The following is a 23682-nucleotide window of genomic DNA, read 5'->3' as shown; positions in this document are numbered from 1 at the left end:
TGGAGACAAAAAATGATCCAGTCCGTCAAGGTCAAGAACCTCTCGCTGTCGAAGGACAATGTCCGTAAATCGAGCCGAGAGGTCGGTATCGACGCCCTCGCCGCCAGCATCGCAACGCAAGGCTTGTTGCAGAATCTGATCGTTACCCCGCTCAAGAAGTCGGGCCATTTCACCGTCAAGGCGGGTGGGCGCCGGCTGCGCGCGCTCCAGAGCCTGATCGAGCAGGGCAATCTGCCCGTTGATCATGTCGTGCCCGTCCTCGTGCTAAGCGACGACGACAACTCGGTCGAGGCGAGCCTCACTGAGAACTTCCAGCGCGTTCCGATGAACCCGGCGGATGAAAGCACCGCGTTCAATTTCCTCATCCAGAAGGGGATGACCGCCGAGGACGTTGCCAAACGGCAGGGGGTCACCACCCGCTTCGTCGAGCAGCGGGTGCGGCTTGCCGAGCTTGCACCCGATGTGTTCCAGGCTCTCGCTGCCGGCGAAATTACCCTGGGTGTCGCCCAGGCCTATGCCGTGACAAGCGACATCGATCGTCAGGCTCGCGTCTTCGCACAGATGAGCACTTCCTATTACGGCGATCAGCCCGACAATATCCGGCGCGCGATCCTCAACGGCACGATCAAGGCGAACGATGCCAAGGCGCGGTTCATTGGTCGCGATGCCTATGTCGCGGCGGGCGGCCGCATCGAGGGTGATCTCTTTGCCGCCGAGGGGGACGAGAACTGGATCGACGTCGATCTTCTCGAAGATCTTGCCAGCAAAAAGCTCGAGGCGGCCGCAGCCGAACTCGCGCAGGCCGAGGGTCTCGCGTTCGTGACACCAATCGCGGCCACCCACGTCCCGTACGATCTTGAGCGTCAACTTCATGAGTTTCACGCGCCCGCACGGCCGCTCACCGAGGTAGAAACCGCGCGCGTCGAAGCGCTTTCGGTCGAGAATGACCAACTCGTCGAACAGCTTGAGGGCGAACTGGCCGAGGGGACGCCGGAGGCCAAGGCGGCGAACGACCGCCTCGACGAGATCGAACGCGAGCTTGAAGCCATCGAGGATTCCTGTCGCGAGATCGATCCGGCGCTCAGGGCGCAGATCGGGACGTTCGTCTATATCGGTGGTGATGGCGAAGCCCGGGTTCACACCCGAATGTTCAGTGAGAAACCCGTCGTCGATCCGAATGCTCCGCCCAAGGCAACGGGCGGTGGCATCGGTGACGACGGCGTCGGCGGCATCGATCATGGACCCAAGCTCAGTGCAACGCTGATCGACGAGCTGGCGACCCAGCGCCGGCAGATCCTCGTCGCCCACATCGCGAGCGATCCGGCGATGGCGCTGGACCTCACCATCTTCCTGATGGCGCAGAATGTCGTCTTCGAGCCGAACTACGTTCGCAACCACTCGACGCTGAAGTCCAGCGCTGCGCAATTCCCGATTTTCGGCTTCCGTGACGAAGGGTCGATGGCGTCGCAGACCATCGAGGACCAGCGCCAGCGTCTCGATACGAGCTGGGCCGGTCACAAGACCATGACCGAACGGTTCGACGCCTTCCGCGCGCTCGACGACGAGGCCCGCGGCAGTTGGGTGGCCTTCTCGATCGCCCGCACGCTGGAGCCGAGCCTGAATGTTGCCGAGGGCGGACGGTCCAACGGGTTCCATGATCATCTTGGCCGCGCGCTCGACATCCAGGTCGAGCATTGGTGGCGCCCCACGGCCGAGAATTTCTTCGGCCGCGTCAAAAAGGACGTCATGCTCGACGCGCTCGAGGACATTGGTGGGCCGATCCTGCGCGGGCGCTACAAGGATGCCAAGAAGGGCGACCTTGCCGCGACCTGCGCCTCGCTCTGCAACGGGCAGGGGATCGTCGAGACCGAAATCCGCGAAAAGGCGGCGGCCTGGCTGCCGGATGCGATGCGCTTCGACGCCATCGAAAAGCCCGAGACCATCGCCCTGCGCTCGACCTTCGTCGACGAGGCTGATGATGTCGATCCCGGCGATGATGGCGATGACGAGTCGGACCTCGAAAACGCGACGCATGACGGTCAGGACGATTTGAGCGAGGCGGCCTGACGCGCGCTTGCACGGTTCGAGGCGACTGGGGGCGGCACTCTTCGCGGAGTGTCGCCCCTTCTTTTGTGCCCCGACGGCGGCCTCTCAGAGGGGAGGCTGCTGCTCCGGGCTCGCCTCAATCAGACCAGGAGAACTTGCCGTGGCAAAGACCACCGATAAACCATCGCCCGCCGACACCATCACAAACGCAATCATCGACAAACTCGAATCCGGCGTGCGCCCTTGGGTGAAGCCTTGGCGACCCGGCCTTGGCGGCCGTCCACTTCGCGCGACCGGCGACCCGTACAAGGGCATCAATTGCTTCTGGCTGTGGCTCTGCGCCGAAGGCGCGGGCTACGATTCGCGCACCTGGATGACGTATAAACAGTCGCAGGCGCTGGGCGGCCAGGTTCGCGAAGGCGAGCGGTCGCAGATCGCCATCTTCTACAAATCCTACAGCAAGACGGTGGAGTCGCCCATTACCGGCGACTCCACCGACGAAATGCGCCGCGTGCTGCGATCCTACGCCGTCTTCAATGCCGATCAGATCGAGGGGCTGCCGGAGAAATTTTATCCATGCCCGGTCAACCTGGTCGCCCCTGACGACGCGCTGCCGGATCGCGCAGAGCGCTTTCTCGATGCCCTTCCGGCGAAGGTTCACCAGAGCGGCGATCGCGCCTTTTACGACCGCGTTGCCGACAGCATCACGATGCCGCCCGCCGCGTTGTTTTCCACCCGCGCGTATTTCGCGTCGACGTTGGCGCATGAGGCAGGGCATTGGACCGGCCATCCCGACCGGCTCAACCGAGAATTCGGCAGGAAGTTCGGCGACAACGCCTATGCTTTCGAGGAGCTTTGCGCCGAGATGACATCCGCCCTGCTTGGTGCGGATCTCGGCCTCCCGACCGCTCATATCGACGATCACGCGGCATATATCGGCTCGTGGCTTGCGGTGCTGCGCAAGGATTCCCGCGCCATCATGACGGCTGCGGCAAAAGCCGAAGCCGCCGCCGCCTTTCTCCTCCGCGCAACTGGCCTCGCCACGTCGGACGAAGCCAAGGAACAGATCCGTGAAGCAGCATGATTGCGGCGATCGTCCGCCCCGACCCCGGCGCCTACCACCGGTTCGCCGTAGCGTTCAGCCGCGGCAAGGACAGGGGAGGAGAGGGAGCCTTCGGCTTTTTGAGCGCGCCAGAGCGCTCGAAGGAGGCTCCCATGTTCTACGACACGCTCTACCGCCACAATCAGGCCCTTTCCCCCGCCGGTCTGGACCATCTGCCAGCGGCGCTCCACGCGCTCAACGCCGCCGTCGACGACTGTCAGCGTGCCGGCAAGCCGGTCGCGGGCGATGCGGCAATCCTGCTCCTCATCCGTCATCTGGCAGACGTTGCCGAACGCGATGCGTCCGGCGTCAACGCTCTGCGCCTCCGTTGCGAAGCGGATCGCCTGGCAGTCGACGCCGCGCCGGCACTGCTCGACATTGCCGGGACGAACGTAGGCGGAAACTACCACGCCAAACGTACTTTCCACTATCAGGCGCGTCGCGCGCTTACCCGTCTCGCCACGGCAATCGGCCTCGACGGGGACGACGCCCGCATCAACACCGTCATGGGCGGCGATAACGAAGACGGCACGACGGAGCTGCGCCACGCAGATCTCGCCATTCGCGTGGTCCCGCGCGGTTTTCTCCCGGACAGCGAGGTATCGATCAGCCGCTGCCGCGACGGGCAGGAGATCGGCAAGGCGCACCGCGCGCCGATCACCGAGTTGCTCGACGTGGCAGCGTTCCAGCGCCGGATTGCTGGCATCCCCGGCGATGGCGGCGCTCTGCGCCTCGCAGCTGCCGCCTGAACCCCGCAACCATTGGAGACCTCTCATGGGTTGGCTCTTCATGCGCGATATGGGTGGCTACGGCACTCCGCGCTCCTATCTCGACAACCAGTTCACCTATGCGCACGCGGATCATCGTCTCACGGTTCTCGCGTCGTCGATGGTCGGTTCGACCTATTATGCGGCGTGCGAACGGATCGAGGCGTAGGGCGCTCGGGCTGTCTTCGCCGTCGTGTGCCTGACCAGGCAAAGCACCGGCGCGCGTGACGGCTGCACGTTTGGCTACAAAGACATGACGGAAACGATGGGACCGTGCGAGAGCGACTGCCCTGCCGCAATTCTCGATGAATTGACCGACACCGACAGCATTTACGCCTCCGAATGGCGCGCACGCTGCCGCGCCAACCTGGTTCGCAGCAAACTGCAGCGCGCCAAGCCGACCCCGAAGCCGGGGCAGACCATCATCTTCGACGAGCCCATCCGCTTCAATGACGGCGAAGATCGGGACCGTTTCACGGTCATTGCCAACCAGAAGGGCAAGGCACCGCTTTTCCGCGATCCTGTTACCGGCACCGTGTGCCGGGTCGCAAAATTCAGGACGCGCGGCTACCGGCTAATCAACCCGGTCATCGTCCCGAGGGACTCGACCAATGGTTGAGCGCGCGTCGGTGATCGCGGCCTGGGGCGCTGGCGTCGAGTCCGCCGCCATGATCGTGGAACGAGGCGAGCCATCGAAATGATGCTGTTCGCCGATAGCCTCAGCAACAGCCCAAATTTTTGCCGTCGATCTGGATCGGCGGGCAAGGAACCGTTCCATATGAGCAGAACACGCAGCAATCGCCCATCTTGGGCCTGAGCACGGCATCGCAGCCTGAACAATCGTAGAAGAACTGGCAGGCGTTCGTCGGCATCACCTCGGTTTTTGCCGTGCCACACTCGGGACACGTGATTGTAGAGCTAAGCTCAGGAACGATGTCAGACATAGACATAGCCCAGCCAGAGCAGAACGGCGCCGACCAATAAGCCGACGAGTGTGACCGAGCGCATGGATCGAGACGTGCATTCGCCACTAGGCCCACAGCGCGCAGCCGCTACTTGTTGCCGTACAAGGAGTGCGGCGCCAGTCAGCAGACAGAGTGCGCCTATGGCGAGCAATGTTATGCGATAGGGTAGTGCTGCCATGGCAATCTCGGCGAGTCCCGCCGATCCGATGCCAACTGAGGCGAGCAGAATTGGGAGGGCGCAGCAGGATGCCACGCCAAACGCAGCTGCAGTTCCGCCAAGTATCAAAGATACGGCTCCGAGACCCGTTGGACGAGAAGCGTTGGCTGGTAACTCGGACATGGCGATTCCTTGCGATCGGTTCGAGCCTGTCTTACCGTCTGTAGCCACTACAGACTCAAGCGGTATTTTTGACCATGACAATATCCGGCTTCATGATCCCGATTGGCGAACTCTCGCACCGCACGGGCTGCAACATCGAGACAATCCGCTATTATGAGCGAATTGGCGTGCTCCCGGTGCCGCATCGCCGAGGTCGGTACCGCACCTATGGCGCGTCGGATGTGCGGCGACTGTCATTCGTGCGGCGCGCCCGCGAGCTGGGCTTCCCGATCGACGCGGTACGAGTGCTGCTGGCAATTGCTGACGGAGGCGCGCCTTCGTGCGAGCAGGCTAGTGATCTGGCGAGCGCCCACCTGAAGGAGGTGCGCGTTAAGATCGCCGACCTTCGCCGAATGGAGCAGTTGCTGAGCAAAACAGTCGATGCCTGCCAATCGGGTGACAACGTCAGCTGCCCGTTGCTTGAAACCCTCTGTACGGCAGAATTACCGGAAGCGGTGACGCCTCTCGGGATCAGTTTTGAGTGATCGACAGCGTCGCCAAGTCCTCTTGACGTCCCGTTTCGCAGCCTCAGCTTTACGCTCCGAATGGCGGTCGACAAGCTGATCGGCGGGACCTCTCGTGAGCACGGGCAGCCGGACCAGCTCCTCGATGACATCAACGATACGGTCGTAACAGCTCGACGGCTTTAGCCGCCCGGCCTCGTTAAATTCCTTGAATGCTATTGCGATGATCAACCGGTCCGGAATTGTAATCATCCGCATTCAGCGCCCGAGCAGCCGCAGGGTGTTGACCGCGTTGAACGACTGCGGCACGCCATTGCTGCCGCATGCGACGGTATTTCGTCAGCACGACCCTCTCGCCCAGCAAGGTCGATAGGATCGTTGCAGACGCAACACTTGCGTTGGTCGCATTCCAGGTGGCGCAAGCCCGCAAGCACATCGAGCAACGCATGTCGATGGCGCAATGGCTCGACGCATTCCACCGTGGTCAGCGCGCAGGCTGACCGTTCTCACTACCTATGGAAACTCCCATGGCCGATCGCACTTCTGTCGCGATCCGCATCGGCGGATCGCTGTCCCCTGACCTCCTTCCCGGCTTCTGTGCTGCCGTCGAGAGCGACGGGGCCTTCACGGATTGGGAGGGCACCGCGTTCGATCCGTGCGATCTCGATACGAGCGTTCCCTTGTACCTGGCCGACCATGAGGTCGCCTGGGGCCGGTTCGAGGCAATCGAGACTTTCTGTGTCGATCATGCCCTTGTCTTCGCCCGCTGGGCTGGCAGCGCTCCTGGGGCGTTCGGCCCAGAGCGGGTGGTCTTCGATGGCACGACCATTCGGAGTTTCAGCGCCTCTGACGATGACGAGATCCTGATCTCGGCGGAAACGGGGCGCGGTCTCGGCAGCTATGCGACGATGTTGTCGCATCTCGCAGCGGCGGAATTGGAGATACCTCCGTTTCGGATAGACGGCAGCCTCTGAAGACAAAGCGAAACCGGTCTGTGTCGACACCTCCCCGCCAGAGGATGCCGCATATGGGCGCCCGCGAGGCGCTGGCAACCCGCGAACGGCGGGCCGAGTTGCCGTGGTGCCACGGCTGCCCGCACCACCCCTTGTTCGCGAGTTTCCCTCGGCTGTGCCTCGGTGCCAGCCCCCCTTTTGCGAGCGCCCGGAGGATGCGCATCCGGCGGAGAGGCCGCCGGCACAGACAGAAAGGCTCGCTATCATGTCCACATCGCTTGCAGCCGCACTCGCGGCACTGGAGCTAGGGCACCTCGAACCCCGCACTGAAGACCTGAGTGGCATGGCCCCGCCACCAACCGAAGCGCTGGAGCAGACCGTTACCGCAATCTGGAGCGATCTCTTCACGACGATGGCAAACACCTCGATAGAGCGCGATATCGAAGACCTGGGCTGGGGCCTGGTGAACCTCTTCCACCGCGCCGCCGCCAAAAAACACGGGCTGGTCGATCGGTTGACCGACGACATCCGCCTTCTCCTCGCTGAACAGGACGGCTCCGAAATCAGCACGGCCAATCTGGAGGAAAAGATCGATCTCGCCAAGAAGGTCGAGGAATCCGCGGGTGCCTTCGAGATCATGCGCGATGTCGCTGCCGCGCATTACATCCGGGAGACCGGGAGATCGTGGGTGCCATCGTCCGGCAATCGCATCTCGCTCGGCGTCACCGCAGGGATCGTCGATGGCCATGCCTTCCTGCGGGCGCGCGGCGAGCGGGCTCTGAACGCCAACACCGCGCAGGGTACGCCGGTCGTGTTCGCAGGTGGCCGCCTGTCCTTCGCCAACAACGAAGACATGAAGACGTTCGCCGATAACCTGCTGGCGACCCTCAACAAGGTTCGCGCCCATGTCGGCGACATGTATCTTGTGCATGGCGGCGATATGAAGGGTATCGAACGGCTTGCAGCGTCCTGGGCCGAGCAGAACGGCATCCAGCAGGTGCGGTTCGGTCTCGATCGCAAGCTCGGAGATCGCGCCGGCTTCCGTCGCAACGAGCAGATGCTCTCGCTCAAGCCGAGGTTCGTGGTCGCTTTCCAGGGCAATGGCGTGACCGAGCGGCTCGTCATCGAAGCCAAGGCCCGTGGGCTCCGCGTCGTTGATCGCCGCGGTCCGTTGGGAAGCCCTCCTTCAGCAGCTCGTGGCGGTGTGGGCTGAAACCGCAGGCCGCCGGTTTTCCGGCGGCCTGTTTCTTGCGCAGCACGGCCGTCCAACCCTGAATTTCTCCGGGCGAGAGGGGAGGGCGCTGCGCCGTTGATGCCGCTGAAGAGCTGGAGCCTGCAGATCGTCTTCGCAGCCCAGACCCGGTTCAAAAGTTCACAGCCATCCGCGCCCGCCCGCGCTGCGTCGGGCGCCGACTTGCTCACAGATCGGAGATGATGATGCGCGATTTGCATGATGAGGAACTGCGCGCGCTGCTTGCGTTCCGGCAGCGCTACGGGCGCTGCTGGAAGGCGGCCCTGCTGGTGCGCTGGTCGACCGGCGTCGATACGTATGAACCGGGTTCGTCGCATTTGCGCCATCTGCGCAATATCGGAGGGCCGCGCTGGCTGATCCGGCTTCCGGCCGTCACGCTCGATGATGCGGCGCGGCGTTTTGCCGGGATCGTCGATCCGGCGCTGGTCGCCATTTTTATGGCGAATGCCACGGGTTTTGCCCGCAGTGCGGCCGGGAGCGTGAAAATCGCGCACGCGAGTGCCGCACATTCGCTGGCGATCGCGATCGAACTCGGCCTCAAAGCCTTTCTGATGAAGGCCGGCTATGCCGATGACTGGAACCGCGTCCATATTCGGCATGACCTCGAAAAGGCCCTGGCGTTGGCCATGGAGGCGGGCCTGTCGGGCCTGCCTCCGGAATTACCGGATCTCATAGCGATCCTCTCGCCGGCCTATGGCCGCCACCAGATCGACGCCTTGTTCCGGGGTGGGGCCTCACCCTTCGATGTGACCGACGCCTCTCTCTGCGTCGACCGACTCCTTGTCGCGATCCACGCGCAGATCGCGTGACCGGCACCGCCCCCATCAGCCAGTGCGCCGGTTCGAAAGGGCGCTCGCCGATCCCATGAGGCCGGGGATGGGTGGGCCTGCGCCGTATCGTGCGACTGACCGCCATGATGTCTGTTGCCACAAGGGTTGCCGTCACTTGACTGCGGACGGCAGTCCAAAATGGGAAAACGCTGACCGCCGGTTATGGGGTCTCAGCCTGGCGGGGATTGCGGGGCGATAGGGCAGGGTTTCTGCACCGGTTCCTGGGTTCATAGAACCAAAGCCACCATCCCTTCTTTTTGACCTGATCCCTAAGTCGGTCGGTCGGTGCTTCCAACCCGCTCCCCTTCGGGCCGAGTTGCCGTGTGCCACGGCTGCCCGCACCACCCCTTGTGTCGGGGTTCCCCTGCGCTGCTGACACGCTCCGGTGGAAGCACCGCCCATGCCCGCCTTTTTCGGGGGTCAGTCGAAGGGACGGTCCCTTCGGCACCCAGAAAAGGAACCTCGACATGCAGAACCTCGTCATCCTCGCCGGCAATGTCGGCGCCACGCCGGAAGCCCGCACCACCCAGGGCGGCACCAAGATCATCCACTTCAGCCTCGCGACATCGCGGCCCAAGCGCGACAGCAACGGCAAGATTGTCAAGGACGACAATGGCCGCCGGATCGAAGATACCGAATGGCACCGCATCACCTGCTTCAACGGCGTCGGCAAGACTGTCGAACAATATGTCGACAAGGGAATGAAGGTGATGGTGCGCGGTCGCATCCACTACACCCGCTGGACCGACAACGAGAATATCGAGCGGTACGGCGTCGAGATCATCGCCGACGAGGTGACCTTCCTCACCCGCGCCAAGCCCGCGAGTGGCGACCAGGGCGGCAGCGACAGCTCGGTGGATGATGACGAAATTCCCTTCTGAAACCCGCGAAAGCCCGGTGGCATCAGCCACCGGGCTTTTTGCTGTTTGTGCGTTCATCCGTTCGCGCTTGTCAGAAATCCATATATCCAATATTATCGATATATGGACAATGATTCTGCGATTGGCGCTTTGGGCGCGCTCGCTCAGGGAACCCGGCTCGACGCGTTCCGCCTGCTGGTACGGCATGAGCCTGATGGATTGGCTGCAGGCGAGGTTGCCCGTCAGCTCCATATCCCCCAAAATACGATGTCATCGCATCTGGCCGGGCTTGCCCGCGCGGGTCTGATCCGTGCTGAACGCCATAGCCGCCAGATCATCTACCGCGCCGACCTTGATCAGCTCAAGGCGCTTACCCTGTTCCTCGTCAAGGACTGCTGCGGGGGCAGGGCGGAGTTGTGCGAGCCACTGATCGCCGAACTCGTTCCTTGCTGCTGAGAGCCTGCCATGCCGATCGACGTCATCATCTACCACAATCCCGATTGCGGCACGTCGCGTAATACGCTGGCGATGATCGAGAATGCGGGCATCGAACCGCACATTATCGAATATCTCAAGACGCCACCCAACCGGTCACGGCTTGTGTCACTTATCGCGCGCATGGGCCTCACGCCGCGGGGGTTGCTGCGCGAGAAGGGTACGCCCTATTGCGAACTGGGGCTCGACAACCTTGCCCTCACCGATGACGAACTGGTCGATGCGATGGTGGCGCGCCCGATCCTGATCAACCGCCCGATCGTAGTCTCGCCGCTCGGCGTGAGGCTCTGCCGACCATCCGAAACCGTGCTCGATCTGCTGCCGACCACGCAGCGCGGCGCATTCAGCAAGGAGGATGGCCAGCGCGTGATCGATGCCGATGGCAAGCGGGTCTCGCCGTGACCGCAGCGCCCGATCTTTGCGCAGCACCGCATCCGCCTGCCATCAGCGGCTGCGAGCGCTATCTCAGCATCTGGGTGGCGCTGTGCATCGTCGTCGGAATCGTGCTTGGCTATGGTCTGCCGGGCCTGTTCAGCGCGATCGCGTCGGCAGAAGTTGCGCGCGTCAATCTCGTGGTGGCGGTGCTGATCTGGCTGATGATTGTGCCCATGCTGCTCAAGATAGACCTTGGTGCGCTGGGATCGGTGCGACAGCATTGGAAAGGCGTTGGCGTCACGCTCTTCATCAACTGGGCGGTAAAGCCCTTTTCGATGGCGCTGCTGGGGACGGTTTTCCTGGGCTGGCTGTCCCGTCCGCTTCTGCCGGCTTCCGAGATCAGCTCCTATGTCGCGGGGCTCATTCTGCTGGCGGCCGCGCCCTGCACGGCGATGGTGTTCGTCTGGTCCAATCTGTGCGGCGGCGAACCGCGCTTTACGCTGAGCCAAGTCGCGCTCAACGACATCATCATGGTCTTTGCCTTTGCGCCTTTGGTGGGCCTGCTACTGGGGGTGGCCTCGATCGCGGTGCCCTGGGACACGCTGCTGATTTCGGTGCTGCTCTATATCGTTGCGCCCGTCATCGTCGCCCAGGTTGCGCGACGGGCACTGCTCTCCTCGGGCGGCGAAGCCGCCCTCGATCGCATACAGTCAGTGTTCGGCCTGGTGTCGCTGGTGGCACTCCTGATGACGTTGGTTCTGTTATTCGGGTTTCAGGGCAGGGCGATTGTCGCGCATCCGCTGGTCATCGCGCTGATTGCCGTGCCGATCCTCGTGCAGGTTTATTTCAACGCGGGGCTGGCCTACTGGCTGAGCCGCCGGTTTGGCGTGGCCTGGTGCGTCGCAGCCCCCGCAGCCTTGATCGGCGCCTCGAATTTCTTTGAGTTGGCCGTCGCGGCGGCGATCAGCCTTTTTGGCCTCAATTCCGGCGCCGCGCTGGCGACGGTGGTCGGCGTGCTTGTCGAGGTGCCGGTGATGCTCTCGGTCGTGGGCATCGTGAAGGCAACGCGCCCCTGGTACGAGCGGCGGGCGGCGGCATGATCATTGCCCGTGTCGATCATGACCAAATGACCGTTCTCGCCGAGATGCTTTCGGCCGAAGCGCTGCCGATCGGCGATCTCGAAGCACTCTACAGTCGCTTTTACCGGTTTGACGATGGCAACGGCCTCGTCGGCTTTGGCGGTCTCGAAGGCACTGGGCCGGATCGTTTGCTGCGCTCTTTCATCATCGCATCGCCGCGCCGTGGCAAAGCGCTGGGCGGCGCGATGTTGGCTGCGCTGGAGCGCGCCGCCGCTGACGAGGGCGCGACATGCCTGTATCTGCTCACCACAACGGCCGCGCCGTTTTTCCGTCGCTTTGGCTATGGCCCGGCCGAGCGGGCAGATGCGCCGGCGCCGATTGCCGATTCTGCGGAGTTTCGATCGCTTTGCCCGGCCGATGCCGCCTTTCTTTCCAAACGGATTTGCTGATGTCCCGCCTGCGTCTCTTGGCCGATCCCGACCTCATGCCCGCGCTCGATCCGGCGGTGGTCGTGCGCAATCTCGCTGCCGGTCTTGGTGCGCTCGATCATCCGCCGCGCATTCTGCTGCTCTACGGTTCGCTGCGCGATCGTTCGTTCAGCCGTCTCGCGGTCGAAGAGGCTGCCCGGCTGCTCATTCTCTTCGGGGCAGAGGTGCGTATCTTCGATCCGCGCGATCTCCCTCTGCCCGATCAGGTGCAGGGCGACGATCATCCGGCCGTCCATGAATTGCGTGAGCATGCCCTGTGGTCCGAGGGCATGGTTCGGTGCAGCCCCGAACGCAATGGTCAGATCACCGGCATCATGAAGGCCCAGATCGATCATCTGCCGCTCGAATTTGGCGGCATGCGCCCGACCCAGGGGCGAACCCTCGCGGTAATGCAGGTGTCGGGGGGTTCCCAGTCCTTCAACGCGGTCAATACGCTGCGCCTGCTCGGGCGCTGGATGCGCATGATCACCATCCCGAACCAGTCGAGCGTCGCCATGGCGTTCAAGGAATTCGACGATGGCGGTCGTATGCGCGCCTCAAGCTATTACGACCGCATCGTCGATGTGATGGAGGAACTCGTCCGCTTTACCATCCTCACGCGTGGTCATGCCGACGAGCTCGTCGATCGCTATTCCGAGCGCAAAGCAGCGGCACTCAAGCAAGATGGGGCAAAAGATCTGACGACGCAGGCCGTCAGCTAATGTGTCGCAGCCTTTGCCATGCTTAGATGTGTGTCGTCCGGCTCGCCTTAGCGGCAATGGCCCGCCGCATAGCGATCCCACCGGAGCACCGTGCCGGTCGCAATCATGGCGCAGCTGATATCGCCGATCGCGGGTGCGGCGCACCAGGCACCGGTGCGATCCCCCTTCGCATTGCCGGTCGATCGGCATTGGAGCTTCGGGCCTGCGACAAGGATATGACCCGTGCCAGCGCGGCCTTTCGCGCCGCCCAGCAACCGCACCAGCGTGTCGCGCGCGACAATGCCGCTGGCGCGCGGGCAGGGCTGTCTCCTGCGGCACGAACCATCGATCTCCCGCGCCGCTATACCCGCGAGCCGGATCCGTGGTCCCTCGCGACACCAGATCGGGCCATCGCCGTCCCAGACCCTGACGGGTGTGCAGGCGAACGATTGGCCGTTGGGCACGACCGCGACGGCAAGCAGAAATACGGCGAGCATCAGCGCTCAACCGGGGCGGTAGCGTGAGTCATGCGTCAGGAAAGAGCGGCAATGTATCGGACCGGGCTGCGGACTCATCGGCGAGGATATCATAGCAGCGCAACCGCTTGGCGAGGTGCCGCGCCAACTCCGCCGTCGCACGGCGACGCGCAACGGCGTCACCGCACCGAATACTGGTCACGAGGGCCGGTTCGGCCGTTGCGAGCGAAACCTCGAGATGGAGGGCCAGGCTATCTTCATCGACTCGGAGCATGGCCGGAGAATAGAACAAAGAAAGAACATCCATCAAGGACGAATTCTTGATCTAGCTGTAGAGCCGGTCATCCCACCAGATCGGCTCGGGGAGATCGAAGCCGATCGCCTTGGCGTCGGGATGCTCAGAATTGATGAGGATGTTGCGATCCACCCGCGCCGGGATCGAAGGCACCAGCAACAGCGCCGAGCGCCCCGCCGCGAACCACGCCTCGCCAAACGCCTTGCAGATGTCTTCGCGCTTGCCGTCCCACCCGGGAAATTTCGCGCTTGGGAAGATTTCGTAGCTGACGCCATTGGGTATGGTGATGCGGATATAATGCTGGTTGGGCGGCATTACGGTATTCGCGTGGACGAGCTTTTCGAGCATCGCCGTCGAATAATGTTCTGACGTGTAGATGATCGGGCTGGCTGCGGTGTTCCACCGTCCCGGATAAAGCCGGGCGCCCTCGCTGTCATAGATCGGATGCGCGCCGTCGGGATCACCGATCCGGAAACAGGTCAGCACGCGGTCGGTGATTTGAGCGCTCACGCGCCGCCGCCATAGGCCGCCCGTCCCAACAGGTTGACGACGACATCGGCACCGGGGCCGGTCGCCAGTGCCACGTCGAGCGGGGCCTTGTCGTCGAGCATGGGGTGCGCGCGGCCGAGAAAGTCGCGGACTTTGGCGGGGTCCTTGTAGATATCGAGCGCGAAGCTGAACACCTTGGCGATCCGCGCCAGTTTGTCGCCTTCCTCGCTTGTCAGGCGCTTGGACGCCGATTTCTTGCGGCGATCGAGCGTCGCCTTGGAAATGAGGCGGAACTTGAAGCGGCTGTCATTGGGCGCGACAGTGTCGGCGAGATGATCGAGCGCGCCGACCGGCAGGCCTTCGAGAATCGAATAGCTCAGCCCCAGGCGCGTGTCGCCCTTCCGGGGCGCGACCCCGAGCAAGGTCTCGATCGTCATGGGCTGGCTCGCCATCTGCTGCTCCTGTCTCATCTGATACGAATATATGTCTCATATGAGGAAAGCACAAGCGCCGCGTGATATGCGTAGGGTGGGGCCATGACCTCTTCTCACCGGCAGCTTCACCCCGCTCTTTGAGGCGCAATCCTTGGTCCGGCGGGCCGCCTAATGCGATCAACCCGTAAAGGGTCCGGTCGCTTCGCTACGGCTTTTGGCCTGCGGCAAAAAGTGATCGCGGCCACCCACCGAACACTTCGGGCGCCAGTCGAGCGGGGATGAACCCGCCGGCAATCAAGGAGCCTCGACATGTTCACCGACATCAAGATCGCCCGCCTGAGTGCGCTCGGCCTCTCCAAGACCCTCATGATCGCAACGATGGTCATCGGTATCGGCAACCAGTTCGCCGTCATCACCGCCGACGACTTTGACGGCGACGTGGTCGTCATCAACGAATATGATCCGTTCAGCTGAAACTTTCAGGCGGGGGCATGCGCCCCCGCCCTTATTGGGCGAGTGCCGATTGGACGATCTTACCGAGGAAGCGAGCCCGCATCATTCATTCGACCCTGCGCGAGCGCATCGTCGAGCATGTCTTTGTCGGTGAAGCGCTGCGCCGCCTGTGGCAGCTGGGTGTGACAGACGTCGAAGTGCTGCGCTCCGAATTCGACGCGGGCGGCTATGATCTGGTCATGGCCCGCCGCCGGGTGACCCGCCATATCCAGTTCAAGACCAAAATCGTCGGGGGCAAGACCGATGAGGTCAAGATCAGCCTCAAGCTGATGGAGAAGCCGAGCGGATGCGTCATCTGGATCGTCGTGACGCCGGATCTTCTCTTCGACCATTATCTGTGGTTCGGCGCGGGGCCGGGGGAGCCGTTGCCGGATATCAGTCCGTTTGCCGTCGCCAGACACAGCAAGGGGACGGCGCAGGGCGAGAAGAATGAGCGGCCGAACCACCGCAAGCTCCGGATATCCAGGTTCGAGAAGGTCGTGAGCCTGGACGAGATATTGCTTCGTTTGTTCGGTGATCTGGCTGATACAAAAGATGTTTGAGTGTTCGGGGCGGCTCCGGCTGCGCCGGACCGGGCTCTAGGCGAAACGCCCCGAGCCCCGTGCCGGGTCTCGGTAGGGTCGACGCGGAGCGCCTCTTCGAGGACGTTCCAGCGCCTCCCCCCGAACCGTGCTTGCACCTTTCAATGCACACGGCTCTCCATTCCGCTGGTCAACCGGCCGCCGTGGAGATGGACGTGGCATGAGCGACACAGAACGATAGTTCCGCGCCGCCGAGCCGATTGTTTCCACGCCGTCATCGGTCCGCGCCGCTTGTCCTTCAGCCTGTTGGGATGATGCGCTTCGAACGGACCATCAACATCGCCGCAGCTCTCGCATTCGCGTGCGCTGAGGCGTGTGATGATATCGTTCGTGCTCAGCGCAAGGCGTGAGCCGACCGTGGTGTTATCCACGACCGACCGTTGCCAAGGCCGAACGTTCAGGTGCTTCAACCTCCAGAGCATCTGGACCCGCAGTTCGCCCCGAACCATGGTTTTCACGCCATAGTCCGTCCCCAGTTTCAGATTTGCCATGGCCCGCGCCCGCGTTATGCGCTGCCGCGCCGCGATGGTCGCCAGCAGGCTCCTGAACATGACGAGTTCAAGGCCGTCGAGCGAGCTTTTCACGCCGTCTGCGATCGCATAATAATTGGCGAGGCCACGTAGCTCCGAGTTGTAGGCAATGACCATTTCCGCGACACTGGAGTCGAGGAACTGCGGACGTACCCGGCCATTCCTCAGATCGAGGTTGCCGAGTTTCTTGCGCCTGCAGAACCCATAGACCCGAGACCTCGGCACCCACAGCTTGATATTGCCCCGCGTTGGTCGGCGACGGACACGACGTGATCCGCCACCGACCTTCGACCGCCCTGCCATTGATCCGGCAGACCGCAACGTGAAGGCGCAAACGTGGAAGCCAAGGAACGGCGATCCCTTCGATGCATCACTGACCCGCGTCTTCTCCGGTGACACTTCAAGGTTGAGCCGATCACGAAGGAACGCTTCGATTTCAGCCCTGATCCTTGTTGCATCAGCCTTGCTGCCGATTACACCGACGAGAAAGTCGTCGGCGTAGCGACAATAGCGCAGGCGCCGGAAGTCCGGGTCCATTGGATCGACAGACGGACATGCCCGCCTTTCTTTCGTGACTGCCTTGATCCGCTTCAACAGGTTACGAACCTTGGCATCGTCCGCGCCACCGGCGCGGAGCGCATCGATCTCGGCACGATAATCAGCGATCTGGCGAGATAGACGCGTGTAGGCAGGATTTGCCCTGCGCGTTTTTCCCTGATCGAAGCCGACCCGCATTTCCTCCATGAACTCATCAAGCTCATGGAGATATATGTTGGCCAGCAAGGGCGAGATTACGCCGCCCTGAGGGGTGCCGCTATAGGTCCGCTCGAACGTCCAGTCGTCCATGACGCCCGCCTTCAACATCCGTTCGATCAGACCGATGAACCGAGGGTCATCGATGCGTTTCGAGAGAAGCCTAAGCAGGATGTCATGGTCGATGTTGTCGAAGAACCCGCGAACATCCACCTCGATCAGCCATTTCATGCCTGTCCAGGTATTACGGATCTCTTCGAGCGCCGTATGGCACGAGCGCCCCGTGCGGAACCCATGACTATGCTTTGAGAACACAGGATCATAGATTTGCGCGAGGACGATTCGAGCCGCTTCCTGAACAATGCGATCATCGACCGTAGGGATGCCCAATGGGCGCATTTTGCCATTGCCCTTGGGGATATAGACCCGTCTGACCGGTCGGGGGCGGTAAGTGCCATCGGCCACCTGCCGGGCGAGATTGGCTAACCTCTCAAGCGTCATGCCGTCGAAGCTTTGCCCGTCAACGCCCGGTGTCGCTGCACCCCGGTTCCGGGACACTTTGACATAGGCCCGTTCGTAGAGATGCGACGATCTCAACAAGCGGTGAAGACCATTGACCCGCTTTCCCGCCCGCGACAGGGCCGGAAGAGTCTCGAGCCTTCTCAGGATAATAGCGGCCTGCATCAGCAGTTCCTTTCCATCGATTGGTCGAGTTACGCAGAACTGCCGTCCTTCCCCCGCACCGGGCGGATTTCACGGTCGATCACTCGCCGCTTGTACCGCCGGTCCGTCCACCTCGCGGTGGCTGTCCCGGCCATTACACCGGGCATTCGAGTACTATGACGGCTCCGTCGCCATGCAGGTCCGATACGCTGGCCTGTTTAGGCGATCCCGTAGTTGCACGAGGAGGAGTCGCGATGCGTTTAGGTGCCCCGTTCGTTTCCTTGATCCCCTGACCGGGGCCGCGCCGTGCAGACTGGCGGCGATTCGCTAGGCCGCGCTCCTCGCCCTGCACGAAATGGCGTGTCATCCGCGTTCGCCATCGCTCACCTATTAACCGCTGGAAACTGGGATTCAGACAATCCAGTCTTCACCATGCGCACCTTGCCCGGAGGTCAGCCGCCCGACTGCGGAGTCAGGCTTCGATCCCTTCACCGACATGCTATGGTCCCGTTTCCCTTTCGGAATCTCAGCCGGCTCATCACCAGCACCGGTAAGTCGGTCAGGCAGAAACTGTGCCAGTAAGTTTCGTTCGGTAGAACACTCCTTTCTTCTCGCGCCACAACGGCGCACGCCCATCCGGGTCACGATCCCTGCCGTGAGCGGCATACAGATCCATCGATCACCTCAAAATACCCCTATGCGGATGTAATCAGCCCGCGCGTGCGGGCCGGGCGGCTGCGCGAACGACCGATGCGTGTCGCCGCGATCTTCATGAGCCGCTGGAAGGATGGGCATTCCATATGGTTGGGGGCCGGGCAGGACGCGGCATGATCGAGGCCATTTTTCAGGGCGCCCAATTGCCGGATCGTGCGGGTCAGCTCCTCCGCCTTCGCCGCAAGCAGGGCCTTATCGACCTGCGGACGTTGCCCGCTGCCGAACATCATCCCTATCTCGCTGAGGGAGAATCCGGCCATTTGCCCAAGTGCGACAAGCGACAGGCGCTCGAGCACATCATGGTCAAAAGTGCGCCGCAATCCGCGTCGGCCCAGCGATTCGATCAGGCCCTTCTCCTCATAATAGCGCAGCGTTGCCGCAGGCAGGCCCGATCGCTTGGCCACCTCGGCAATGTCCATGAGTTTCATGCTTGACCTCAAGTTGACTTGAAGTGGCATCGTGCTCCGCAGTGTCGATCGGGACAAGGAGAATCGCGATGAATTCGAAACCGCAAGGGCTGCTGGCGACACACGCCGCCAGCATGGACGATATCTGTGTCGGCCCGGATCGTTCGACGATGGAGCCGCTTGTGGGGCTGTCGCTGGCAATGCTCTTGCCGTCGCTGGCGACCAGCATTGCCAACGCAGCGCTGCCGGTGCTTGCTCAAAGCTTCACGGCATCGTTCCAGGCCGCGCAGTGGATCCTCCTCGCCTATCTTCTGGCCATCACCGCCATGATCGTCGTGGCCGGAACGGTCGGTGACCGGCTCGGCCGCCGGCGACTGCTGCTGGCCGGCGTCGGGCTATTCTCAGGCGCGTCGCTCCTGTGCGGTGCCGCGCCCACGCTCGGTTGGCTCATCGCGGCGCGCGTCGGCCAAGGCCTGGGCGCAGCAATCATGATGGCACTGGCCACCGCCTTTGTCGCCGATGTCGTTCCCAAAGGTCGCCTGGGCCGCGCGATGGGCCTGATGGGCACCATGTCCGCGATCGGCACGACGCTCGGGCCGTCCCTCGGCGGCATGCTCACAACCATGGCCGGGTGGCCCGCCATCTTCCTGGTCAACGGCCCGCTGGGCGTGGTGACGTTTCTCATTCTGTGGCGGACATTGCCATCCGATCGCGTTGCACCCGCGCGGGATCGTGCTGCTATCGATATTCTGGGCATCGTTCTGCTCATTCTCACACTGGGTGCCTATACGCTGGCGATGACCATCGGTCGCGGGCGTTTCGGCCTTGCCAATGTCGCGCTGCTATTGCTGGCCTTACTCGCAGCGGGCGTGTTCGTGCTGGCGCAAATGCGAGTCCGGTCGCCCCTGATCCGTCTGGCGATGTTCCGCAACGCCGCGTTGCGCACTGGCCTGGCGGCCAGCGTCCTCGTCTCGGCCATCATGATGGCGACGCTGGTCGTGGGTCCATTTTATCTGTCGCGTGCCCTGCTGCTGAACGGGACGATGCTTGGGATCGTGCTTTCCGCAGGCCCCTTTGTCGCGGCGCTTTCGGGGATGCCTGCCGGGCGCCTGGTCGACCGCCATGGCATCGTCCCGATGATCATCGGCGGATTGGCTGCAATGCTGGTCGGCACGCTCGCGCTGGCAGTCCTCCCTCAGGGCGGCCTCGCCAGCTATGTTCTGCCGATCGTCATCATCACCGCAGGCTATGCGCTATTCCAGGCGGCCAATAATAGTATGATCATGGCGCAAGCGTCACCCGATCAGCGGGGGGTCAACTCGGGCCTGCTCAATCTCGCACGCAACCTTGGGCTGATAACGGGCACGTCCGTCATGGGCGCTGTCTTCGCCTATGGTGTGGCGGGTGATGTGGTCACCGCGTCCCCTGTCGCGATCGGAGTCGGCTTGCGGATGACTTTTGCCATGGCATCGCTTCTCGTGGTCCTGGCCATGGCGATGATGCGCGGACTTGGGCGCGTCCGAACGCTTGGCCGCACCGGTTAACCGACTAAGCCGGTCTGATCATGGCACCTTGCGACACGACGGGGTCAATCTGACCGGCGGACCTGCTTGTCGGAAGTGGGCGGCCGTTGGCGATCAGCGGTTCCGGTCCATCCTCCAGCCCGGCGAGCAGCTCGGGGTCGGAAAGGAGGATGTGCCATGATCCTCCATAGTGGCGGGCAGCGAGGTAAAAGGCCGCGCCATCGCAAGCGACCATCCGGCATCTCTCCTGGCGATCGACTAACGACGCACTCCCGCCATAGCGGGCGACCAGCTCGTCCAGCTCGGCGCGCATCAGGGCACCGCAGCGACGGCACTGGGTACGAACCTGGATTTGGAGCCGCTGCATCGCGCCGACGCTCGATGTCCAGCGTGGCCAAAGGGCAATGATGCGGGCGGTGTCTGTCATGATCGGAATGATAGCGAAGCCCTCGCTCGCCCGTCCAGCAGCACATCTGAAAAGTCGGCCATGCCGTTCCTTATTCCCTCTGACCGCCGCACCGACGGTCCCTTCCTGGCTTGGCGTCCTCGCCGCGGCACTTGCCAGCGCAAGCCCGGTGCCGGGCTTCTCCACATCCGTTGCGACCCTGTCGGGTGCGCGGGCGCGCTCTGCCCCGGCGGTCCGGTCGCCTGTCGGAAGGCCCCGATTGGCGGGGTCTGACACAGCTTGGAAAGTCGAACGTCATGGCCGACCCCCAGAATGACAAACTCCTATCCGCAGACCAGCGTGTCGCGACCATCGCGCGGCTCAATGATGCCCTGCGCCAGTCCATCCATAACCCGGGCGTCAACCAGGTGGTTATGACCGCCGGGGTCGCTGACCTGATCGGCGATACCAGCCTGTTTCGCGGGTTCCAGCGCCGCGCCGAATTGATGCGCACCGTGCGCGACTATGACGCATTCGGTCCCGACGTCGATCCGCATGGCGAGCGTGATTTCGGGCGCTTCGAATTTGCCGGCGAGACGCTGTACTGGAAGATCGACTATTATGATCGTGCGCTGACCTATGGATCGCCCGATCCGACCGATCCCGATGTCACCACCCGGGTGCTGACACTGCTTCTCACTCATGAATATTGAGCTACATGGCCCCGACCCGGTCGGGGCCACCTTTTTACCGAAGGGCTTGCCGCTGCCGCCAGCGCGGATCGCTTTGCGCCACCCTGCGCTTGCCGCCGGCCTGACCAGATTCCCCATCCTTGGCGAGTGACCCCGGTCATCCCCCTGACCGGGGGGATAGCTGAAAAGTCTGCTTGAGCAGACTGTCGGCGGTGCCGCCTGACGTCCGTTGGACCATGCTCCCCGGCACGAGAGGGGAGGCTGCGCGGCATGAGGAGCCGCGTCTTGCTACGCGGTGAGGGGACCGATCGGTTTCCCGGAACATGCCAAGGAGACCCGCAGTGGCCGACTATTTTTCCCGTCATCCAGACCATGCGTTCGTATTCGCATTCGTCTGCTTCGCAATCACCGTTTACCTGTTTCGCTATGTCGGTCCAGGGATCGGCGGCGGCGGCGACTGGTCGTCGCGCGACCATTATGAGCGCAACCTGCGCGATGGTCCCGACGACTATGAATCCTGACGGCGCGGCACCGATGCGAACGATCGTCGTCAGCCTGCTCAAGGGCGGGGTCGGCAAGACCTTTCTCGCCACCCACCTCGCCTGGTATCTCGCCGAGCAAGGCGGCAACCGCATCGCTTTCCTCGACCTGGATCCGCAGGGCAGTTCCACCCGGCGGCTCGCCAGCGAGCGGCCCGGGTGGTTTACGGCGGACCTGTTCGATCCCGATGCGCGGCTCGATCTGACCGATGCGCCCGGCATCACGGTCTTCGCCGCCGACCCGCGCCTGCAGATGGTCAAGGCGGCTGCGGATGTCCGCGATTTCCTCGGCCGGTTCCCTGCGCTTGGTGCCCATTTCGACCACTGTGTCATCGACACCGGCCCCAAATGGGATGAGCTGACCTTGAGCGCCATGGCGGTCGCCGACGCGGTGATCGCACCGGTCCAGGTCGCCGAGGATTCGATCGAGTGCGCCAAGATGCTGCTCACCGCGCTCAAAAAGGCGGAAGGGGCGCGGGGCGGGCGCAAGGTCGATTTTCTTGGACTGTTGCCCTCGATGGTCAATCCTTTCGACCGACGCGAAATGGACAATGCGGTCAAGCTCGCCCGCGCCGTTGGCGAGAAACTGATGTTTCCCGCTTTCATCAAGGCGCGGCCGACCTACAAGCATTCCGCCGAACAGCATCATCCGGTCTGGTGCGAAACCGGCAGCGGCGCCAAGGCGGCCGCAGACGAAATCCGGCCGATCCTGGCGGAGATCGTTCGCCGGATGGACGTCCTCCATCTGAGTGCGGCGTGATGGGCAAGTTCGATCAGCGCGCCGAAGAGTTCGGACTGCTTGTCGGTCTCCACGACAGCGCGCGGCGCGTCGAGGATCTGCCGCTCGACTGGATCATGGCCGATCCCGAAAATCCGCGGCGCTCGTTTGACGACGCTGAACTTCAGGATCTGGCGGCCTCGATCGCCGCGCGCGGCGTCCTGCAGCCGATCATCGTCGCCCCGAAAAATGGCGACGGCCTGCACGTCATCCGCGTCGGCGAGCGGCGCTTTCGGGCCTCGCGCCTTGCTGGGCGCGAGACCATCCCGGCGATCGTGATGGCGGTGATGAACCGCGCCGACACGCTCGCCGATCAGATAGTCGAGAATGACCAGCGCGCAGGCCTTACCCCCCATGATCTGGCGACCGGGATCGAGCGGATGCTGGGTGCCGGCGTCACCCAGGCGGAGATCGCCCGCGCGCTCGGCCGCTCGAAGCAGTTCGTATCGCTCTATGCCGCTTGTGCCGACATGGCGCATTGGCTGCGTGCGGCGATCGACCAGATGCCGATCCGGTTGCTCTACGACCTCCACCGGGCTGCCCGCACTCATGGCGACGCGGTGCGCGCCTATGTCGCGGGGCTTGGCGATGAGAGCGTGACACTGGCTGAGGGCGGCCGGTTTATCGCGGGACTCAAGGCGTCCGAGGCTCTGCCCGATGCCGGTTTGCGCAACGTACCCGTGCTCCCGAACGGGCAGGGCACCGAGCACGCTCCGCCGAGCCGGCCGGTTCGTGCCGGTGTCGGCCTGCGCTCTATGTTCGGCACGGAGGCCTCTTCGCAGTCCCGGCCCCTCGATGCGGTTCGGGTGACATTGGGCGGGCGGACAGGACGGTTGATCCTGCCCGAGCGGGTTCGGGTGGTGTTCGACGATGGGGAGGAGGTCGAAGCGCCCGTTGCCGATATCGCCATGGGGTAAATCATCGGGGGGGTAGGGCAGGGCTTGCACCTACTCACCCCCTACTCCGCGTCGAAGCGATCGAAGTTTTTAGACAATTTTGACAGCCGTGCCCCTTTCTTCAGGGGCGCGGCTGTCTTCATTTTCGCGGGCGGAGGGATTTGCTTCGCTCGGAGATATTCTATTTTTCACAGATACCAGGTCGGGTTGGATGCTTGGCTTGAAGCGGCGCGGAGTCTGTTCAAGCAGACTATAAGACGAGTGGTTTTAGGTGAGGGC

At 63.0% G+C, this 23682-nt stretch carries 33 protein-coding genes and 1 pseudogene; 23 read left to right on the top strand and 11 right to left on the bottom strand.

Annotation, left to right across the window (positions count from 1 at the left end):
- Positions 1-12 precede the first annotated feature (12 nt).
- The 5 genes from C1T17_RS20090 (at position 13) to C1T17_RS21855 (ending at position 4534) form a co-directional block, all read left to right on the top strand.
- Positions 13-2067, top strand: coding sequence for a ParB/RepB/Spo0J family partition protein (locus C1T17_RS20090; RefSeq protein WP_104955444.1), 2055 nt, complete (start codon positions 13-15; stop codon positions 2065-2067).
- A 139-nt stretch (positions 2068-2206) separates the two neighbouring features.
- Positions 2207-3130 (top strand): ArdC family protein, encoded by a 924-nt coding sequence (locus C1T17_RS20085; RefSeq protein ID WP_104955443.1) that lies wholly within the window; start codon positions 2207-2209, stop codon positions 3128-3130.
- A gap of 131 nt (positions 3131-3261) precedes the next feature.
- Positions 3262-3897 carry a hypothetical protein gene (locus C1T17_RS20080; RefSeq protein WP_104955558.1) on the top strand — a complete coding sequence of 212 codons (636 nt, stop codon included), beginning with the start codon at positions 3262-3264 and terminating at the stop codon, positions 3895-3897.
- 25 nt (positions 3898-3922) lie between these two features.
- Positions 3923-4084: a hypothetical protein gene (locus C1T17_RS21860; protein WP_223262986.1), complete on the top strand. Its 162-nt coding sequence runs from the start codon at positions 3923-3925 to the stop codon at positions 4082-4084.
- Between the two features lie 141 nt (positions 4085-4225).
- On the top strand, positions 4226-4534 hold the full coding sequence (locus C1T17_RS21855; RefSeq protein WP_223262985.1) for a DUF6927 domain-containing protein: 309 nt from the start codon (positions 4226-4228) through the stop codon (positions 4532-4534).
- A 100-nt stretch (positions 4535-4634) separates the two neighbouring features.
- Here the strand turns inward: C1T17_RS21855 and C1T17_RS21850 are convergent, their stop codons facing one another.
- Both C1T17_RS21850 and C1T17_RS21845 read right to left on the bottom strand, forming a co-directional pair.
- Positions 4635-4859: a GDCCVxC domain-containing (seleno)protein gene (locus C1T17_RS21850; protein WP_104955442.1), complete on the bottom strand. Its 225-nt coding sequence runs from the start codon at positions 4857-4859 to the stop codon at positions 4635-4637.
- Positions 4852-5058 carry a mercuric ion transport protein, MerT gene (locus C1T17_RS21845; RefSeq protein ID WP_223262984.1) on the bottom strand — a complete coding sequence of 69 codons (207 nt, stop codon included), beginning with the start codon at positions 5056-5058 and terminating at the stop codon, positions 4852-4854. The genes C1T17_RS21850 and C1T17_RS21845 overlap by 8 nt, the downstream gene beginning before the upstream one ends.
- 236 nt (positions 5059-5294) lie before the next feature.
- Here C1T17_RS21845 and C1T17_RS20060 point away from each other — a divergent pair, with 236 nt between their 5' ends.
- Complete coding sequence (locus C1T17_RS20060; RefSeq protein WP_104955440.1) at positions 5295-5744, top strand: MerR family transcriptional regulator; 450 nt, start codon at positions 5295-5297, stop codon at positions 5742-5744.
- Here the strand turns inward: C1T17_RS20060 and C1T17_RS21840 are convergent.
- Positions 5731-6038 (bottom strand): annotated as a pseudogene (locus tag C1T17_RS21840) (arsenical resistance protein ArsH); the annotation flags it as partial. The gene C1T17_RS20060 and the pseudogene C1T17_RS21840 sit on opposite strands and share 14 nt — an antisense overlap.
- Before the next feature lie 8 nt (positions 6039-6046).
- Here C1T17_RS21840 and C1T17_RS21460 point away from each other — a divergent pair.
- The 10 genes from C1T17_RS21460 to arsH all read left to right on the top strand — a co-directional run bounded on the left by C1T17_RS21460 (position 6047) and on the right by arsH (position 12756).
- Entirely contained in the window at positions 6047-6223 is a 177-nt protein-coding gene (locus C1T17_RS21460) for a hypothetical protein (protein WP_189338633.1), read from the top strand.
- Between the two features lie 27 nt (positions 6224-6250).
- Positions 6251-6697: a hypothetical protein gene (locus C1T17_RS20050; RefSeq protein ID WP_104955439.1), complete on the top strand. Its 447-nt coding sequence runs from the start codon at positions 6251-6253 to the stop codon at positions 6695-6697.
- A gap of 244 nt (positions 6698-6941) precedes the next feature.
- On the top strand, positions 6942-7889 hold the full coding sequence (locus tag C1T17_RS20045; protein WP_104955438.1) for a DUF2493 domain-containing protein: 948 nt from the start codon (positions 6942-6944) through the stop codon (positions 7887-7889).
- Between the two features lie 218 nt (positions 7890-8107).
- Complete coding sequence (locus C1T17_RS20040) at positions 8108-8737, top strand: hypothetical protein (RefSeq protein WP_223262983.1); 630 nt, start codon at positions 8108-8110, stop codon at positions 8735-8737.
- A 488-nt stretch (positions 8738-9225) separates the two neighbouring features.
- Entirely contained in the window at positions 9226-9639 is a 414-nt protein-coding gene (locus C1T17_RS20035; protein ID WP_104955437.1) for a single-stranded DNA-binding protein, read from the top strand.
- Positions 9640-9741: 102 nt separating this feature from the next.
- A complete protein-coding gene (locus C1T17_RS20030) occupies positions 9742-10074 on the top strand; it encodes an ArsR/SmtB family transcription factor (protein ID WP_104955436.1) in 333 nt (110 codons plus the stop codon).
- A gap of 9 nt (positions 10075-10083) precedes the next feature.
- On the top strand, positions 10084-10515 hold the full coding sequence (gene arsC, locus C1T17_RS20025; protein WP_104955435.1) for an arsenate reductase (glutaredoxin): 432 nt from the start codon (positions 10084-10086) through the stop codon (positions 10513-10515).
- Complete coding sequence (gene arsB, locus C1T17_RS20020) at positions 10512-11588, top strand: ACR3 family arsenite efflux transporter (RefSeq protein WP_104955434.1); 1077 nt, start codon at positions 10512-10514, stop codon at positions 11586-11588. Before arsC ends, arsB begins: the two co-directional genes overlap by 4 nt.
- Positions 11585-12016, top strand: coding sequence for an arsenic resistance N-acetyltransferase ArsN2 (arsN2, locus tag C1T17_RS20015; RefSeq protein ID WP_104955433.1), 432 nt, complete (start codon positions 11585-11587; stop codon positions 12014-12016). Before arsB ends, arsN2 begins: the two co-directional genes overlap by 4 nt.
- On the top strand, positions 12016-12756 hold the full coding sequence (gene arsH, locus C1T17_RS20010; protein ID WP_104955432.1) for an arsenical resistance protein ArsH: 741 nt from the start codon (positions 12016-12018) through the stop codon (positions 12754-12756). Before arsN2 ends, arsH begins: the two co-directional genes overlap by 1 nt.
- A 47-nt stretch (positions 12757-12803) precedes the next feature.
- On the opposite strand, the gene C1T17_RS20005 is transcribed toward arsH, so the two are convergent.
- Genes C1T17_RS20005 through C1T17_RS19990 form a run of 4 tightly spaced genes read right to left on the bottom strand, consistent with a single transcriptional unit; the run spans position 12804 to position 14447 of the window.
- Entirely contained in the window at positions 12804-13232 is a 429-nt protein-coding gene (locus C1T17_RS20005; protein WP_104955431.1) for a thermonuclease family protein, read from the bottom strand.
- Between the two features lie 28 nt (positions 13233-13260).
- Positions 13261-13518, bottom strand: a complete 258-nt coding sequence (locus C1T17_RS20000; protein WP_104955430.1) for a hypothetical protein — start codon at positions 13516-13518, stop codon at positions 13261-13263.
- An 18-nt stretch (positions 13519-13536) separates the two neighbouring features.
- The gene (locus C1T17_RS19995; RefSeq protein WP_104955429.1) at positions 13537-14016 is read right to left on the bottom strand and encodes an RES family NAD+ phosphorylase; all 480 of its coding nucleotides are present in this window, start codon (positions 14014-14016) and stop codon (positions 13537-13539) included.
- Entirely contained in the window at positions 14013-14447 is a 435-nt protein-coding gene (locus C1T17_RS19990; protein WP_104955428.1) for an antitoxin Xre-like helix-turn-helix domain-containing protein, read from the bottom strand. Before C1T17_RS19990 ends, C1T17_RS19995 begins: the two co-directional genes overlap by 4 nt.
- Positions 14448-14738: 291 nt before the next feature.
- Here C1T17_RS19990 and C1T17_RS21455 point away from each other — a divergent pair, with 291 nt between their 5' ends.
- Both C1T17_RS21455 and C1T17_RS19985 read left to right on the top strand, forming a co-directional pair.
- On the top strand, positions 14739-14903 hold the full coding sequence (locus C1T17_RS21455) for a hypothetical protein (protein ID WP_189338632.1): 165 nt from the start codon (positions 14739-14741) through the stop codon (positions 14901-14903).
- 17 nt (positions 14904-14920) lie between these two features.
- Positions 14921-15484, top strand: coding sequence for a hypothetical protein (locus C1T17_RS19985; protein ID WP_223262982.1), 564 nt, complete (start codon positions 14921-14923; stop codon positions 15482-15484).
- Positions 15485-15624: 140 nt separating this feature from the next.
- On the opposite strand, the gene ltrA is transcribed toward C1T17_RS19985, so the two are convergent.
- The 3 genes from ltrA to C1T17_RS19975 form a co-directional block, all read right to left on the bottom strand.
- Positions 15625-17490, bottom strand: a complete 1866-nt coding sequence (gene ltrA / locus C1T17_RS19980) for a group II intron reverse transcriptase/maturase (RefSeq protein WP_104952464.1) — start codon at positions 17488-17490, stop codon at positions 15625-15627.
- 133 nt (positions 17491-17623) lie between these two features.
- A complete protein-coding gene (locus C1T17_RS21090; RefSeq protein ID WP_145958955.1) occupies positions 17624-17836 on the bottom strand; it encodes a hypothetical protein in 213 nt (70 codons plus the stop codon).
- A gap of 328 nt (positions 17837-18164) precedes the next feature.
- Positions 18165-18611 (bottom strand): helix-turn-helix domain-containing protein, encoded by a 447-nt coding sequence (locus C1T17_RS19975; RefSeq protein WP_104955427.1) that lies wholly within the window; start codon positions 18609-18611, stop codon positions 18165-18167.
- Between the two features lie 113 nt (positions 18612-18724).
- Between C1T17_RS19975 and C1T17_RS19970 the strand changes: the two genes are divergently transcribed.
- Positions 18725-20134: an MFS transporter gene (locus tag C1T17_RS19970; RefSeq protein ID WP_189338637.1), complete on the top strand. Its 1410-nt coding sequence runs from the start codon at positions 18725-18727 to the stop codon at positions 20132-20134.
- Positions 20135-20138: 4 nt separating this feature from the next.
- Here the strand turns inward: C1T17_RS19970 and C1T17_RS19965 are convergent, their stop codons facing one another.
- Complete coding sequence (locus tag C1T17_RS19965) at positions 20139-20540, bottom strand: hypothetical protein (protein WP_189338631.1); 402 nt, start codon at positions 20538-20540, stop codon at positions 20139-20141.
- Between the two features lie 275 nt (positions 20541-20815).
- Here C1T17_RS19965 and C1T17_RS19960 point away from each other — a divergent pair, with 275 nt between their 5' ends.
- From C1T17_RS19960 to C1T17_RS19945, 4 genes are all read left to right on the top strand, one after another.
- Positions 20816-21211, top strand: a complete 396-nt coding sequence (locus C1T17_RS19960) for a DUF3768 domain-containing protein (RefSeq protein WP_104955425.1) — start codon at positions 20816-20818, stop codon at positions 21209-21211.
- 320 nt (positions 21212-21531) lie between these two features.
- The gene (locus C1T17_RS19955) at positions 21532-21711 is read left to right on the top strand and encodes a hypothetical protein (RefSeq protein ID WP_104955424.1); all 180 of its coding nucleotides are present in this window, start codon (positions 21532-21534) and stop codon (positions 21709-21711) included.
- Between the two features lie 13 nt (positions 21712-21724).
- Positions 21725-22489 (top strand): ParA family protein, encoded by a 765-nt coding sequence (locus tag C1T17_RS19950; protein WP_104955555.1) that lies wholly within the window; start codon positions 21725-21727, stop codon positions 22487-22489.
- Complete coding sequence (locus C1T17_RS19945) at positions 22489-23424, top strand: ParB/RepB/Spo0J family partition protein (RefSeq protein WP_104955423.1); 936 nt, start codon at positions 22489-22491, stop codon at positions 23422-23424. The genes C1T17_RS19950 and C1T17_RS19945 overlap by 1 nt, the downstream gene beginning before the upstream one ends.
- Positions 23425-23682: the final 258 nt, after the last annotated feature.

Origin of the sequence: Sphingobium sp. SCG-1, from assembly GCF_002953135.1 — a bacterium.
Classification (GTDB): Bacteria; Pseudomonadota; Alphaproteobacteria; order Sphingomonadales; family Sphingomonadaceae; genus Sphingobium.
This window is presented reverse-complemented; position numbering and strand designations above follow the sequence as displayed.

What these genes read in the sequence shown, in the direction of transcription:
- C1T17_RS20090 (WP_104955444.1), top strand. Translation starts at nt 13, where the DNA reads ATGATCCAGTCCGTCAAGGTCAAGAACCTCTCGCTGTCGAAGGACAAT.
- ltrA (WP_104952464.1), bottom strand. Translation starts at nt 17,490, where the DNA reads ATGCAGGCCGCTATTATCCTGAGAAGGCTCGAGACTCTTCCGGCCCTG.
- C1T17_RS21455 (WP_189338632.1), top strand. Translation starts at nt 14,739, where the DNA reads ATGTTCACCGACATCAAGATCGCCCGCCTGAGTGCGCTCGGCCTCTCC.
- C1T17_RS20040 (WP_223262983.1), top strand. Translation starts at nt 8,108, where the DNA reads ATGATGATGCGCGATTTGCATGATGAGGAACTGCGCGCGCTGCTTGCG.
- C1T17_RS20030 (WP_104955436.1), top strand. Translation starts at nt 9,742, where the DNA reads ATGGACAATGATTCTGCGATTGGCGCTTTGGGCGCGCTCGCTCAGGGA.
- C1T17_RS19960 (WP_104955425.1), top strand. Translation starts at nt 20,816, where the DNA reads ATGGCCGACCCCCAGAATGACAAACTCCTATCCGCAGACCAGCGTGTC.
- C1T17_RS20005 (WP_104955431.1), bottom strand. Translation starts at nt 13,232, where the DNA reads ATGCTCGCCGTATTTCTGCTTGCCGTCGCGGTCGTGCCCAACGGCCAA.
- C1T17_RS20050 (WP_104955439.1), top strand. Translation starts at nt 6,251, where the DNA reads ATGGCCGATCGCACTTCTGTCGCGATCCGCATCGGCGGATCGCTGTCC.
- C1T17_RS21845 (WP_223262984.1), bottom strand. Translation starts at nt 5,058, where the DNA reads ATGGCAGCACTACCCTATCGCATAACATTGCTCGCCATAGGCGCACTC.
- arsC (WP_104955435.1), top strand. Translation starts at nt 10,084, where the DNA reads ATGCCGATCGACGTCATCATCTACCACAATCCCGATTGCGGCACGTCG.
- C1T17_RS20000 (WP_104955430.1), bottom strand. Translation starts at nt 13,518, where the DNA reads ATGGATGTTCTTTCTTTGTTCTATTCTCCGGCCATGCTCCGAGTCGAT.
- arsN2 (WP_104955433.1), top strand. Translation starts at nt 11,585, where the DNA reads ATGATCATTGCCCGTGTCGATCATGACCAAATGACCGTTCTCGCCGAG.
- C1T17_RS20060 (WP_104955440.1), top strand. Translation starts at nt 5,295, where the DNA reads ATGACAATATCCGGCTTCATGATCCCGATTGGCGAACTCTCGCACCGC.
- C1T17_RS19970 (WP_189338637.1), top strand. Translation starts at nt 18,725, where the DNA reads ATGGACGATATCTGTGTCGGCCCGGATCGTTCGACGATGGAGCCGCTT.
- arsH (WP_104955432.1), top strand. Translation starts at nt 12,016, where the DNA reads ATGTCCCGCCTGCGTCTCTTGGCCGATCCCGACCTCATGCCCGCGCTC.
- C1T17_RS19965 (WP_189338631.1), bottom strand. Translation starts at nt 20,540, where the DNA reads ATGACAGACACCGCCCGCATCATTGCCCTTTGGCCACGCTGGACATCG.
- C1T17_RS19985 (WP_223262982.1), top strand. Translation starts at nt 14,921, where the DNA reads ATGCGCCCCCGCCCTTATTGGGCGAGTGCCGATTGGACGATCTTACCG.
- C1T17_RS19990 (WP_104955428.1), bottom strand. Translation starts at nt 14,447, where the DNA reads ATGGCGAGCCAGCCCATGACGATCGAGACCTTGCTCGGGGTCGCGCCC.
- C1T17_RS21090 (WP_145958955.1), bottom strand. Translation starts at nt 17,836, where the DNA reads ATGACACGCCATTTCGTGCAGGGCGAGGAGCGCGGCCTAGCGAATCGC.
- C1T17_RS19975 (WP_104955427.1), bottom strand. Translation starts at nt 18,611, where the DNA reads ATGAAACTCATGGACATTGCCGAGGTGGCCAAGCGATCGGGCCTGCCT.
- C1T17_RS21860 (WP_223262986.1), top strand. Translation starts at nt 3,923, where the DNA reads ATGGGTTGGCTCTTCATGCGCGATATGGGTGGCTACGGCACTCCGCGC.
- C1T17_RS20045 (WP_104955438.1), top strand. Translation starts at nt 6,942, where the DNA reads ATGTCCACATCGCTTGCAGCCGCACTCGCGGCACTGGAGCTAGGGCAC.
- C1T17_RS19950 (WP_104955555.1), top strand. Translation starts at nt 21,725, where the DNA reads ATGCGAACGATCGTCGTCAGCCTGCTCAAGGGCGGGGTCGGCAAGACC.
- C1T17_RS20080 (WP_104955558.1), top strand. Translation starts at nt 3,262, where the DNA reads ATGTTCTACGACACGCTCTACCGCCACAATCAGGCCCTTTCCCCCGCC.
- C1T17_RS19945 (WP_104955423.1), top strand. Translation starts at nt 22,489, where the DNA reads ATGGGCAAGTTCGATCAGCGCGCCGAAGAGTTCGGACTGCTTGTCGGT.
- C1T17_RS21460 (WP_189338633.1), top strand. Translation starts at nt 6,047, where the DNA reads ATGCGACGGTATTTCGTCAGCACGACCCTCTCGCCCAGCAAGGTCGAT.
- C1T17_RS21850 (WP_104955442.1), bottom strand. Translation starts at nt 4,859, where the DNA reads ATGTCTGACATCGTTCCTGAGCTTAGCTCTACAATCACGTGTCCCGAG.
- C1T17_RS20035 (WP_104955437.1), top strand. Translation starts at nt 9,226, where the DNA reads ATGCAGAACCTCGTCATCCTCGCCGGCAATGTCGGCGCCACGCCGGAA.